The organism is Bradyrhizobium sp. JR3.5 (assembly GCF_054057015.1).
In genome coordinates, this window is record NZ_JBSRYV010000002.1 from 879,586 (window position 1) to 891,823 (window position 12,238).

A 12,238-nucleotide genomic window follows, 5' to 3' on the forward strand; every position below is an offset into this window, starting at 1 on the left:
CTCGGCGTTCGTCCGTGGAGGAGCACGAGAGATTCAGACAGCGTTGCTTGGCCTTTGAAACGAGACAGCCAGAAGATCCGCTATCGCCTCGAGACATCGCTCGCCGATCCGGGCCGTCGAGCCAAACGGGTTGCCGATGATGCCGTTAACGGTGACGGACTTGATCCCGTTCATCCACATTAATTGAAGCTGCTCCTCGGATAGCGCACCGAGATGGCCGACCTCGAACCGATCGAGCCGAACGCTATCGGGCCGGAGCAACATCATGAGCGACGTCTCCGCAATATCGGCATGCCCGCCAACAGCATTCGGGTCACCACCCGCCTGCTCGACGGCGCTTCGCCATCTCTCGATCCAGGCGATGGCGTCGCAGTACGCGTCGACCTCGACGTCTTGCGCAACTGCGCTCCTCAGCCGGGGAAGCATGTCCCGGAGGGCGGGAAAATTTCCGACGTGCCCCGAGAACAGCAGAATGCGCCTGAAGCCGTGTTTCGCGAGACTTGTGCAATAATCCAGGCAGATCGATTCGAACGTCTCCGGGCGAATGGATATCGTCCCCGGGAAGACCAGATGATGGGCTGAACAGCCGACCTTGATGGTGGGCGCGATCAGGGTGCGTCCTAGACACCGCGCCAGCCTTGCGGCGATGGCGTCGGCATGATCTGCATCCATGCAGAGCGGAAGGTGCGGTCCATGTTGCTCCACAGCTCCGCAGGGTATCAGGACGGTGGATGCCCCCGCAGCAAGGGCGGCCGATACCTGTTCGAAGCTCATAAGTTCAAGGCGGAGCTCCTCAGGCAATGCCGGTGCGGTCATTCACGCTTTCCTTGGCTGTTTCGACAGGAAGCGCGAACGCGCCTGTGACGCGCTATCGTCTACCAGATAGGCCGCGAGATCTTCGATCGTCACCGCCTCGAGCGAAGCATCGTCCATTTGGGCGGTCAGGTTGAGCGAACGCTTGATCGCCGCAAACAGCTTTTGCTCCTTTCCACGAAGATACTTGCATACCTCCCCGGCCCTCACCATCACTTCCGTGGTGCTAGCGATCTCGTTGATCGCCCCAATTTGGAGTGCCCTTGGGGCGTCGGTCAAGTCGCCCCAATAGAGCAGTGCCTGCGCCTCACGAAGCCCAAGCTTCTGAACTGCCTTTCGGATTCCCTTGGCTGCCGGCAAGAGGCCGTGGTTGATCTCCGGAAATCCGATCTTGCATTCGCGGTTCGCTATGACGTAGTCGGCGTGAAGAAGAAACTCCAAAGCCCCGCCGACGGCGTATCCACGCACGGCACACACGAAGGGCGCGGGGTATCTTTCCATCTCGCAAAGAAGCGCGTGGAAGCTCCTCATCCGAGGCCGGGATATCTCGATGCCGGCGACCTCCTTTATGTCTCCGCCCGCGCTGAAGAAGCGCTCGCCCTGGCCGGTCAGGACAATGCCCGGCGGCGACACTTCACGAGACAGTGCGCGAAACGTGTCCAGCAGCCGGCCAACAAGCGCGTTATTCAATGCGTTTGCCGGCGGCCTGTTCATGGTCATGGTGACCACATCGCGGTCGCGTTCGATTAGAAGAGCGTCATCGGCTTCCATAGAAATAGCTTAAGCGAGGCCTTGCGGAATTGATTGCGGTACACCCTTTCCCCGACGCCGCTGCTCGACACAAATGGTCGTGCCGGGGCTATTTCGCGGCATCTTCTGCTGCGATCTCTCGGTCGCCTTTTCGGACGACGGTGTGATCCGCCATTCAGGACCGCTACATTCCAAGATAAGCGCGCTGAATCTCGGAATTGTTCAGCAACTCGTCGCTGGATCCGTGGAGCACGATTGAGCCGTTCTCCAGAACGTAGCCGCGATTGGCCAACGCAAGCGATTTCGCCACATTCTGCTCTACCAGCAGTACCGTGGCTCCCTGCTCGTGCAGGGACTTCACCACACCAAACATGACGTCCGTTAGGGCGGGCGACAACCCGATGGAAGGCTCGTCAAACATGATGACCTCGGGCTTTGACATGATTGCACGGCCGATAGCCAGCATCTGCTGCTCGCCGCCTGACAGCGTACCGGCCAATTGCCCCCGGCGCTCACGAAGCTTCTCAAACAAGTGGTAAACGAACTCGAGCGTTTCGGACCGTCGGGCCTTCGCGCGCTTCAGCGCCCCTCCCAGGAGCAGGTTTTCTTCGACAGAAAGACTTCCGAAGATCTGCCGACCTTCCGCGACCTGGGCAATGCCGCGCTCGCAGATCTCCCATGGCGGCATCCCGGTGATATCAACACCGCTCATTTTGATGACACCGCTCGACGACCGAACGATGCCCGAGATTGATCTGATGAGTGAGGTCTTCCCTGCGCCGTTAGCGCCAACGACGCAGATCAATTCGCCTTTGTGTGGATCTGCAAGGAGACGCCGTTCAAAGCGCACGATCCATCGTACGCGACACAAAGTCCATCGATCGTCAGAAGCGCATCGTCAAGCATGAAAGCCTGCTCCCAGATAGCTCTCGAGGACCCTCGGATCCGCAACCACTTCTCCGGGAGCTCCTTCTGCGATCTTGGCGCCGTGATGCAGCACCACCACACGCGAGGCCACTTCCATCACGATGCGCATGACGTGCTCGACAAGGAGGATCGTCAATCCACCTTCGGCAAGCTTCTGCAGTACGCTTACAACACCCGCAGCTTCAGTGGGTCGGAGGCCCGCCATAACCTCGTCCAGCAACAGCAATTTGGGCCGGGTCGATAGCGCCTTGGCCGTCTCCAGCATTTTCCGATCCGGGAGCGTTAATTGATCCGTCCTTGCGTTTGCCTTGGCGCCGAGACCAACGCTTTCAAGAGACTCGTAAGCCTTCGATCTGGCCTCGCTTACGTTTCTGGTCCAGCTGAAGGCTCCGATCATGGCATTCTCAAGTACCGACATCTCCCGCATCGGTCGCACGATTTGAAATGTTCGCGCGATACCCATCCTGCAAACAGTCTCGGGTGGCGAATTGTCGATCTGGCGCCCTTCGAACAGCACCCGGCCGCTGGTCGGCTTCAGGGCACCAGCGACCAGGTTGAAGCATGTCGTCTTTCCCGCTCCATTTGGTCCAATCAGCGCGGTGATCCGTCCGGCTCCAAGTGAGAAGCTTACATCCTTCACCGCGACCAAGCCTCCGAACGACCGGGAAAGGTTCTTGACCTCGAGCAGGGTTGTCATTCTTCGACCTTCCGCGGATGCCATAGCCAGGCCCGGGGCGGGGCCTGGATAGTTTTGCAAAGGCGCACGATCGCCGGCCAGATGCCGTCTGGCAGGAACCAGACGACTGAGATCAGGACAACACCGTATGTGACATTGTTCAGTCCCGGGATCCGAAGACTGTCGCCGAGCGCGCTCATCAAGTGATTGAGCGAGATCGTGGCGAGCGACCCGACCAGCGGACCGAACGTGGTCCCCAGTCCCCCCACCACAGGCCCTATCAGGACGTCAACCGATAGCCCCATTCCCATGATCGAGTCCGGGAATATCGCGCCTTGCACGAGAGCCAGAACTCCACCGCCCGCGGCCGCCGTTGCAGCCGATATCGAGATCACGAGAATCTTGTGCTGGAATGTCCGGACGCCGAGTGCGCGTGCGGCCGCTTCGTCGTCTCGCATCGCCCGCCACACGTATCCGAGGTAGGATCGTGAAATAAATTCAGTTCCAATAATTCCCAACGCCGCCAATGCAAGCGCGACGAAGTAGTAGAAGCGGGCATCGCCGCGAAGCATGGAGATTTCAATCCCGCCTGTTGGCGCAGGAAAGAACAACCCCTGCATTGCACCAACAAACTCCCAGCCACTGAACATGATCCTCGCGAATTCGGCGGCGGCAATCGTGAGCAGCGCGAAATAGATGCCGCGAACTTCGAAACCGGAAGCTCAACCATGCGATCACCGCGCCGACGGATCCGGCGAGGATCATTCCGGTCAGGAGCCCTACCCATGGCGAAATGCCGTACTTTACGTCGAGGACGCCGACGGAATAGGCTCCCAACCCGACAAAAAGGGCATGACCGATCGATAGCTGTCCGCCAATCCCAAGCATCAGATTCCAGGACTGTCCGAGGAAGGTGAACAACAATACGATCGTCAACAGCGAGATGATGTACGGGTTTGCCAGTACTCCGACTAATCCCAGGACAGCAAAGACCATTATCCCGGCGAGCCACCGTGTCTTCTCCAACCCACGATCAAATTTCATTTGCACCAAAGAACCCTCTCGGACGGAAAACCAGGATGATGATCAGGAGCGCGTAAGGAAGCGCCGTCTTCATCGAAGGCGCGAACATCAACGCCGCGACTGCCTCGGCGACGCCGATCACCAAACCTCCAAGGAGTGCTCCGCCGAAGCTACCGAGACCGCCCACTATGACCGTCACGAAAGCGAGTAGAGTAAAATCGACAGCGAGATATGGTTGAGCGTCGAATAGTGGAGATATCAGTGCGCCGGCGACCCCTGCACAGGCCGCTCCGATGCCGAAGGTAACCGCATAGACTCGTGGAATGTTCAGTCCAACAACGAGGCCGCCCAAACGATTATCCGCCGCCGCTCGCAGCGACCGGCCAAACGAGGACAACTTCAGATACGCTCCGAGCAGAGCTATAAGCAGCCCGGCGATCGCTGCTGCCTGCACTCTCGCCAGGTCGAGCGTCACAAAGCCCAGTGATATGGTCTGAAACGATAACTGCGAAGCGGTTGGACGCGGATCCGGCCCGAACGCGACCAACAGGGTGCCGCTAAAGAGCAACGACAAGCCGATGAAGACAATGAACTGATAGTGGTGCGGCCGGCTCACGAACCGCTTTACGATCAGCGCTTCCAACAGATATCCGAAGACGAACATCACGGCCGCAGCGATTGCAGCCGCCACGATGACTGGGACGTTCCACAAGCGGACCGTCCAATATCCGATATAGACACCGAACACGACCATCTCACCGTGCGCAAAATTTACGACGCGCATGACGCCAAATATGATGGTCAGGCCCAACGCGACGAGGCCGTAAACGAGACCGAGCAGAATGCCACTCGCAAGAACATTGAGCCAGAGCGAGAGCATCAGCGAACACTGACAAGCGCGAGCGAATACTGGGCCTTGGACACCGCGACACTCAGAGAAACTGCTACCCGCAACTGGCCGCACTCGGCCGGGATCGAGACCACCCCGGCATTGAATTTCCACCCGATCTGGTCAGCGCCCATAGTCCCCTGCATAAACATTGCTCCAATTTTTGACGACAGGCATCCTCTCAGCGACAGGACGTTCTGGCTCGAGCTTTGCGGCGACATCTCGGTCGGCATGCCGGCGCTATTCTGACTAACGTGCAACATTTCTTCGACAGCCGAATTAGTCGAAGTGTAGATTTCTAACGCTTCGGTACGGTGAAGTCGCCGTTTACGTAGACGAGCGGTTCTCGATCGAGGTTAGTCGTCTGCGCAATCACTTCGCCGACAAAGATCGTATGGCTACCGGCATCGTACGCGCCCGACACCCGGCAATCGAAGCTGCAAATTGCCTCGATGAGGCTGGGCGCACCTGTAGTGAGTTTACGCCACAAACCTTCTGTGAAGCGTATGTCACCCTTGCTTCCGTCCTGTCCCGCAAACCTCTTTGCCAGCTCAGCGTGATCCGCCGTGAGAATATTCCAGCAGAATGATCCGCTCTGCTTTATTGTGTCGTGACCGCCGGCGGATTTGTTGACGCAAACGAGCACGCTTGATGGGTCCGTTGACAATGAGCAGCCGGCCGTCAACGTCAAACCGTGCCTGCCCGGTTGTACCCCCGTGGTCACGATAGATACCGCACCGGGCACGCTGCGCATTGCGCTCCGGAATGCCGCGCTGCTGAACACCGGGGTTTCTTGATCTGGCATCGGAGACACTCGGAAGTTCATGATGATAGGTTCCCGCAGATACTCGAACCGAATTGTCCGGAGCCGGCTATCCGCCCTGCTTGATCGCAGCCTGAAAGAGCTGGACCATGTTGTGCTGCGGATCCTGCAAGTGAGCCACACGACCATGCGCCCCCATGTCCCGCACTTCGCCGAAGACCTCGGCTCCCAAGGCGCGGGCGCGATCGAGCGTCAGCTCCAGATCATCCACTTCAAATACGACGACCGCATTCCGAGCCCGCTCGGATACCGACTCTCCCGGGCTTGCGATGCAGAAGGCGGCCTTCTCTCCGGCGAATTGAACCCACTTGGCGCTGTCGGCGAAGCGGATCGTCAATCCAAGCCCTTCATAGAACCGGGCTAACGCTTCCGGCTCCAGGGCGGTAAGATAGATGTGCTTGAGCTTCATCCTTCGCTTTCGATTCCAGGCTCACCATCGATCTGTGACCTTCAGACCACGATTGTCCGATGATATTTGCGCCGCCCGGTCGGCATTAATGTTCGAAATTTTCACCACGTGCATCGCCAATCAGCATATTATGCTGCAGGCTATCCGGACCGGGTTGCTTAATCCCGGCACGTGCGAAGAGGGGAGACGATTCATAGCGTTATTGGAACGCTGACGCTTCCGCGGAAGAGCGATCGGCGCGCATCATCGTTTCCGCCGGTTGCGATTTGGCGGGCGGCGATCCGTGGTGATCTAATGCCGTGCGCTTGTGCAGCTCGCGAGTCACCGGTGATCGATTTTGCACCTATTGGGGCTCTCTGCCGGCCCATTCACGCTGCTGCAAGGCGGCTCGATTCTAGAGTCGCCGCATGTCGCATGAATGAGGCTTTCAGAATGCCCACTTCAGTATGTTGTGGAACTTCGGTTCGCCTTGATGTGACGCGGACTGAAAGTCAGACGCGTGCGCAAAATCGTTCGACCTTGATCAACCATAGCCCATTGACATACGAGGGCGATTGTCCCATCGCCGCCCTGGAACACCGACATCTCCTCACGGTAGAATGCGAAGATCGCGATCCCTTGTTGTCACGTAAACTCCAGGATCAGTGCATCGACCGCGAGCGTGGCACCGGCGGCGGTGTGGATCTTCTTGACCGTGCCGTCGCGCTCAGCGCGCAGCACGTTCTGCATCTTCATGGCTTCCACCACCGCGAGCGTCTCGCCGGCCTTGACCTCCTGGCCCTCGGTCACCGCGATCGACACCACGAGCCCGGGCATCGGACACAGCAACTTCTTGCCGGTGTCGGCCGCCGAGGTCACCGGCATCAGCCGCGCCGAGGTCGCCTCGGTCTCGGTGAAGACATAGACCGGCACCTCATAGCCTTGATGCGCGAGGCGGAAGCCGTTGTTGATGGCCCGCACCTGCACGGCGACAAAATTGCCGTCGATGGTGCCCTGCCACACCGGCTCGCCCGGCGCCCAGCTCGACACCAGATTGTGCGGATTGCCCGGCAGCCCATCAGCGCCGATGAAGCGCACCGCGATGGCGTCATCCTCGCGCGCGACGTCGAGCGCGATTTCGGCGCGATCGAGCCACACCGCGCGACGGCGCTCGCGCTGCACCACGCGGCCGCCCATCTGGCCGGAAATCTGCCGCTTGCGCTCGCCCAGCACATGATCGATCGCGGCACCGACTGCCGCGAGCCGCCGCGCGATCTCGCCCTCGGGGGCGCGCGCGGAGAATCCCTTCGGGAATTCTTCCGCGATGAAGCCGGTCGAGAGCCGGCCCTCGCGCCAGCGCGGATGGTTCATCAGCGCCGACAGGAACGGAATGTTGTGCCTGATGCCGTCGACATAGAACGCGTCGAGCGCGGTCGCCTGCGCCTCGATCGCGGCGGCGCGCGACGGGGCATGGGTGACGAGCTTGGCGATCATCGGATCGTAGTGGATCGAGATCTCGCCGCCCTCCTGCACGCCGGTGTCGTTGCGGATCGTGATGCCGTCATGGCTGGCCTCGGCCGGCGGACGGTATTTCACCAGCCGGCCGATCGAGGGCAGGAAGTTGCGGAACGGATCCTCGGCATAGACGCGGGACTCGACCGCCCAGCCGGTCAGCGTGACGTCCTTCTGCGCGAGTGCAAGCTTCTCGCCGGCGGCCACGCGGATCATCTGCTCGACGAGGTCGATGCCGGTGATCAGCTCGGTGACGGGATGCTCAACCTGCAGACGGGTGTTCATCTCCAGGAAGTAGAAGCTCTTGTCCTGGCCGGCGACGAATTCCACGGTGCCGGCAGAATCGTAATTCACCGCCTTGGCCAGCGCGACTGCCTGCTCGCCCATCTTGCGGCGGGTCTGCTCGTCGAGCAGCGGCGACGGCGCTTCCTCGATGACCTTCTGGTTGCGGCGCTGGATCGAGCACTCGCGCTCGCCGAGATAGATCACGTTGCCATGCTTGTCGCCGAGGATCTGGATCTCGATGTGCCTGGGATCGACGATGAATTTCTCGATGAAGACGCGGTCGTCGCCGAACGACGACTTCGCCTCGGCCTTGGCGAGGTTGAAGCCTTCGGCGACTTCGCTCTTCGAATGCGCGATGCGCATGCCCTTGCCGCCGCCGCCGGCGGAGGCCTTGATCATCACGGGATAGCCGATCTCGTCGGCGATCTGGACCGCGTGCTTGTCGTCCTCGATGACGCCGAGATGGCCGGGCACGGTCGAGACCTTGGCCTTGGCCGCAGCCTTCTTGGATTCGATCTTGTCGCCCATCGCGGCGATGGCGCCGGGGTTCGGGCCGATGAAGACGATGCCGGCGGCTTCCAGCGCGCGCGGAAAGGCCTCGCGCTCGGACAGGAAGCCGTAGCCGGGATGCACGGCCTGCGCGCCGGTCTTGCGGCAGGCGTCGACGATCTTGTCGATCAGAAGATAGCTCTCGGCCGCGGCGGGCGGGCCGATCAACACGGCGTCGTCGGCCATCTCGACATGTAGCGCGTCGCGGTCGGCCTCGGAGTAGACGGCAACCGTCTCAATCCCCATACGGCGCGCAGTCTTGATGACCCGGCAGGCGATCTCGCCGCGGTTGGCGATCAGGATTCGTTTGAACATGATCACAGAGGCAAGTTGTCGTGTTTCTTGGCCGGGATCTCGACCTTCTTATCCCTGAGCATCGCCAGTGCCCGCGCGATCCGCCGCCTCGTCGAATGCGGCATGATGACGTCGTCGATGTAGCCGCGTTCGGCGGCGATGAAGGGCGACAGGAAGCGGTCTTCGTATTCCTTGGTGCGCGCCGCGATCTTGTCGGGGTCGCCGATGTCAGAGCGGAAGATGATCTCCACCGCGCCCTTGGCACCCATCACCGCGATCTGCGCGGTCGGCCAGGCGTAGTTCATGTCGGCGCCGATCTCCTTCGAGGCCATCACGTCGAAGGCGCCGCCATAGGCCTTGCGGGTGATGATGGTGACGAGCGGCACCGTGCACTGCGAATAGGCGAACAGCAGTTTCGCGCCGTCCTTGATCAGGCCGCCATATTCCTGGGCGGTGCCCGGCAGGAAGCCCGGCACGTCGACGAAGGTGACGATCGGGATGTTGAAGGCATCGCAAAAACGAACGAAGCGCGCGGCCTTGCGCGAGGCATCGCTGTCGAGCACGCCCGCCAGCACCATCGGCTGGTTGGCGACGAAGCCCACGGTGCGGCCCGCGATGCGGCCGAAGCCGGTGACGATGTTCCTGGCGAAGGTCTCCGAGATCTCGAAGAAGTCGCCCTCGTCCACGACCTTCAGGATCAGCTCCTTCATGTCGTAGGGCTTGTTCGGATTGTCGGGGATCAGCGTGTCCAGGGACATGTCGACCCGCTCGATCGAATCGAAGCTTGGCCATTCCGGCACGCCGTCGGAATTGTTCGACGGCAGGAAGTCGATCAGCCGGCGCATCTGCAGCAGCACGTCGACATCGTTCTCGAACGCGCCGTCGGCGATCGAGGAGCGCGTCGCGTGCACCGAGGCGCCGCCGAGTTCCTCCGCCGTGACCACCTCGTTGGTGACGGTCTTCACGACGTCAGGGCCGGTGACGAACATGTAGCTGGTGTTCTTCACCATGAAGATGAAGTCGGTCATGGCAGGCGAATAGACGTCGCCGCCGGCGCAGGGGCCCATGATGACCGAGATCTGCGGGATCACGCCCGAGGCCTGCACGTTGCGGCGAAACACATAGGAATAACCCGCGAGCGCGGCGACGCCCTCCTGGATGCGCGCCCCGCCGGCGTCATAGAGGCCGATGATGGGCGCCCTCGCCTTCATCGCCATGTCCTGAAGCTTTGTGATCTTCAGCGCATGGGTTTCGGAGAGCGAGCCGCCGAAAACTGTAAAGTCCTTGGCAAAGACAAAAGTCTTGCGGCCGTTGACCGTGCCCCAGCCGGTGACGACGCCGTCGCCGGGGATCTTGCTCTTCTCCATGCCGAACTCGATCGAGCGGTGCTCGACGAACATGTCGAATTCCTCGAACGAGCCCTTGTCCAGCAAGAGCTCGATCCGCTCGCGGGCGGTCAGCTTGCCGCGGGCGTGCTGCGCCTCGATGCGCTTTTCGCCGCCGCCGAGCCTTGCGCCGGCGCGCCGCTCTTCAAGAGCTTCAATTGTGGAGATCACGCAACTATCCTCAGTGGGTCCGCTAAGGCAGGCACCTACCCCGCCATACACAAGCAAGACGAGACCTGAGAAGGCTTGAAGACGCACATTTGCACATGTTACATAATTACAAATAGTAAATTGCGAAGTTGCAAATGGCAGGAAAGCTTTATATTGGTCGGAGGTTCCGCGAGGTAAGGGAGGGCACCAGGCTCACCCAAGCCGCGTTCGCTGAGCGGCTGGGAATTTCGCTTAGTTACCTGAATCAGATCGAGAACAATCAGCGGCCGGTTTCAGCCTCTGTACTGGTGCTTCTCGCCGAAAAATTTCAGGTCGACCTTAGCTCCTTATCGCTTAACGACAGTGACAAGGTCATTTCGATGCTGACCGAGTCGTTGGCTGATCCGATCTTCGCTTCCTACGCGCCCAGCATACAAGAGTTGAAACTGGTGGTTCAGAACGCACCCGGTTTCGCTCAAGCGCTCCTGATCGCTCATCAGGCATATCGTCGCAACAGCGAGCAGCTCGCCAGCCTGGATGGCCAGATCGCCAACCTGGCGGGAGAGCCGACGGCTTACGAGGAAGTTCGCGATTTCTTTCACCTGGTCGACAACTACGTCCACGAGTTGGATACGGCGGCCGAGGCTCTTGCTGAACGGCTGAATATTCCCGAGAGCAACGCGACAACGGCGTTGATTAGCTACCTGGAATCGCAACATGGCGTGCAGATACGCCAGAGCGCTCCTAACGAGACCTCGTTGCGGCAATTCGATCGTGCATCGCGCACGCTTTTTCTGAGCCAATATCTACCTACACCAACTCGAACCTTCCAGATTGCCCTGCAAATTGCGGCGCTTGAAGAAGAAGACCGGATTGGTCAGATTGCAGATCGGGCGACGTTTCGATCAGTCGATGCACGAAACGTATGCGCGGCCGGATTGCGAAACTATTTTGCCGGCGCTCTCATTCTACCGTACCAAAGATTCCTGCAGTCGTCTCGAGAGCTACGGCACGATCTCGAATTGCTCGCGACCAAGTTCGGAGCGAGCCTGGAGCAGGTTGCCCATCGTCTGTCTACGCTTCAACGGCAAGGCTCGAAGGGGGTGCCCGTTTTCTTCGCGCGATTGGACCGCGCCGGAAACATCACCAAACGCCACAGCGCGGCAAAGCTGCAATTTGCACGTTACGGAGCCGCGTGCCCGCTCTGGAATGCTCACCAGGCATTCGAGGCCCCAAGTCAAATCATTCGGCAACTCGCCGAGACACCAGACGGCATCCGATTTCTTTGTATCGCAACCGAGCTTTCGAAGGGCCGGGGCGGCTTCGGCTCCCCTCGTCCGCGCTATGCCATCGCGCTGGGATGCGAGGTCTCCTACGCGAAAGATTTCGTGTATGCAGATGGGCTCGACCTCACAAACAAAGGCACTTACGATCCCATCGGAATTTCTTGCCGAATCTGCGAGCGGACCAATTGTTCTCAGCGGGCGATTCCGCCGCTCAAGAGCAGATTGAGAATAGACCGCGATCGCAGGGACATACTGCCCTACCAAATACTTGGCTAGGCCCGACGACAAAGACCCGGATCTCCAGAGATTGCAGGCTTCGCGCTGGACGCCGATTCAAGCCCCGCGACCAAATGCAATGCCCAGCTTGCAATCCTGTTGCCCATCGGGAGGGCAACAGGCAACGGCGCGTCGGCCACACGCTCGGGCGGCAAGACCAGATTGACCGTTTTTCGATACAAGTCGTCATTTTATCGAAATTCTACGCGCCC

13 protein-coding genes are annotated in these 12,238 nt (G+C 60.0%); 1 reads left to right on the top strand and 12 read right to left on the bottom strand.

The features are described 5' to 3' along the window. Positions 1–33 precede the first annotated feature (33 nt). The 12 genes from ACVWW1_RS20935 to ACVWW1_RS20990 all read right to left on the bottom strand — a co-directional run bounded on the left by ACVWW1_RS20935 (position 34) and on the right by ACVWW1_RS20990 (position 10,482). Positions 34–816, bottom strand: a complete 783-nt coding sequence (locus ACVWW1_RS20935) for a creatininase family protein (RefSeq protein WP_456657309.1) — start codon at positions 814–816, stop codon at positions 34–36. Beyond that, the gene (locus tag ACVWW1_RS20940; protein ID WP_456657310.1) at positions 817–1,584 is read right to left on the bottom strand and encodes an enoyl-CoA hydratase/isomerase family protein; all 768 of its coding nucleotides are present in this window, start codon (positions 1,582–1,584) and stop codon (positions 817–819) included. A 163-nt stretch (positions 1,585–1,747) separates the two neighbouring features. After that, a complete protein-coding gene (locus tag ACVWW1_RS20945) occupies positions 1,748–2,413 on the bottom strand; it encodes an ABC transporter ATP-binding protein (RefSeq protein ID WP_456657311.1) in 666 nt (221 codons plus the stop codon). Between the two features lie 48 nt (positions 2,414–2,461). Beyond that, entirely contained in the window at positions 2,462–3,187 is a 726-nt protein-coding gene (locus ACVWW1_RS20950; RefSeq protein WP_456657312.1) for an ABC transporter ATP-binding protein, read from the bottom strand. Further along, on the bottom strand, positions 3,184–3,786 hold the full coding sequence (locus tag ACVWW1_RS20955; protein ID WP_456657313.1) for a branched-chain amino acid ABC transporter permease: 603 nt from the start codon (positions 3,784–3,786) through the stop codon (positions 3,184–3,186). The genes ACVWW1_RS20950 and ACVWW1_RS20955 overlap by 4 nt, the downstream gene beginning before the upstream one ends. Beyond that, positions 3,746–4,210, bottom strand: coding sequence for an ABC transporter permease subunit (locus tag ACVWW1_RS20960; protein WP_456660634.1), 465 nt, complete (start codon positions 4,208–4,210; stop codon positions 3,746–3,748). The genes ACVWW1_RS20955 and ACVWW1_RS20960 overlap by 41 nt, the downstream gene beginning before the upstream one ends. After that, on the bottom strand, positions 4,200–5,069 hold the full coding sequence (locus tag ACVWW1_RS20965; protein ID WP_456657314.1) for a branched-chain amino acid ABC transporter permease: 870 nt from the start codon (positions 5,067–5,069) through the stop codon (positions 4,200–4,202). Before ACVWW1_RS20965 ends, ACVWW1_RS20960 begins: the two co-directional genes overlap by 11 nt. After that, positions 5,069–5,311, bottom strand: a complete 243-nt coding sequence (locus tag ACVWW1_RS20970; protein WP_456657315.1) for a hypothetical protein — start codon at positions 5,309–5,311, stop codon at positions 5,069–5,071. Before ACVWW1_RS20970 ends, ACVWW1_RS20965 begins: the two co-directional genes overlap by 1 nt. A 65-nt stretch (positions 5,312–5,376) precedes the next feature. Then, on the bottom strand, positions 5,377–5,883 hold the full coding sequence (locus tag ACVWW1_RS20975) for a flavin reductase family protein (RefSeq protein ID WP_456657316.1): 507 nt from the start codon (positions 5,881–5,883) through the stop codon (positions 5,377–5,379). Between the two features lie 67 nt (positions 5,884–5,950). After that, complete coding sequence (locus ACVWW1_RS20980) at positions 5,951–6,310, bottom strand: VOC family protein (RefSeq protein ID WP_456657317.1); 360 nt, start codon at positions 6,308–6,310, stop codon at positions 5,951–5,953. Positions 6,311–6,934: 624 nt separating this feature from the next. Further along, entirely contained in the window at positions 6,935–8,950 is a 2,016-nt protein-coding gene (locus ACVWW1_RS20985) for an acetyl-CoA carboxylase biotin carboxylase subunit (RefSeq protein WP_456657318.1), read from the bottom strand. A gap of 2 nt (positions 8,951–8,952) precedes the next feature. Then, positions 8,953–10,482, bottom strand: coding sequence for an acyl-CoA carboxylase subunit beta (locus ACVWW1_RS20990; protein ID WP_456660635.1), 1,530 nt, complete (start codon positions 10,480–10,482; stop codon positions 8,953–8,955). Positions 10,483–10,619: 137 nt separating this feature from the next. Here ACVWW1_RS20990 and ACVWW1_RS20995 point away from each other — a divergent pair, with 137 nt between their 5' ends. Continuing rightward, positions 10,620–12,026 carry a helix-turn-helix domain-containing protein gene (locus ACVWW1_RS20995; protein WP_456657319.1) on the top strand — a complete coding sequence of 469 codons (1,407 nt, stop codon included), beginning with the start codon at positions 10,620–10,622 and terminating at the stop codon, positions 12,024–12,026. Positions 12,027–12,238 lie beyond the last annotated feature (212 nt).

Excerpts from the sequence above, each read along its gene's own strand:
- ACVWW1_RS20935 (WP_456657309.1), bottom strand. The coding sequence starts at position 816 with ATGACCGCACCGGCATTGCCTGAGGAGCTCCGCCTTGAACTTATGAGC.
- ACVWW1_RS20940 (WP_456657310.1), bottom strand. The coding sequence starts at position 1,584 with ATGGAAGCCGATGACGCTCTTCTAATCGAACGCGACCGCGATGTGGTC.
- ACVWW1_RS20950 (WP_456657312.1), bottom strand. The coding sequence starts at position 3,187 with ATGACAACCCTGCTCGAGGTCAAGAACCTTTCCCGGTCGTTCGGAGGC.
- ACVWW1_RS20955 (WP_456657313.1), bottom strand. The coding sequence starts at position 3,786 with ATGCAGGGGTTGTTCTTTCCTGCGCCAACAGGCGGGATTGAAATCTCC.
- ACVWW1_RS20960 (WP_456660634.1), bottom strand. The coding sequence starts at position 4,210 with ATGAAATTTGATCGTGGGTTGGAGAAGACACGGTGGCTCGCCGGGATA.
- ACVWW1_RS20965 (WP_456657314.1), bottom strand. The coding sequence starts at position 5,069 with ATGCTCTCGCTCTGGCTCAATGTTCTTGCGAGTGGCATTCTGCTCGGT.
- ACVWW1_RS20970 (WP_456657315.1), bottom strand. The coding sequence starts at position 5,311 with ATGCCGACCGAGATGTCGCCGCAAAGCTCGAGCCAGAACGTCCTGTCG.
- ACVWW1_RS20975 (WP_456657316.1), bottom strand. The coding sequence starts at position 5,883 with ATGCCAGATCAAGAAACCCCGGTGTTCAGCAGCGCGGCATTCCGGAGC.
- ACVWW1_RS20980 (WP_456657317.1), bottom strand. The coding sequence starts at position 6,310 with ATGAAGCTCAAGCACATCTATCTTACCGCCCTGGAGCCGGAAGCGTTA.
- ACVWW1_RS20985 (WP_456657318.1), bottom strand. The coding sequence starts at position 8,950 with ATGTTCAAACGAATCCTGATCGCCAACCGCGGCGAGATCGCCTGCCGG.
- ACVWW1_RS20995 (WP_456657319.1), top strand. The coding sequence starts at position 10,620 with ATGGCAGGAAAGCTTTATATTGGTCGGAGGTTCCGCGAGGTAAGGGAG.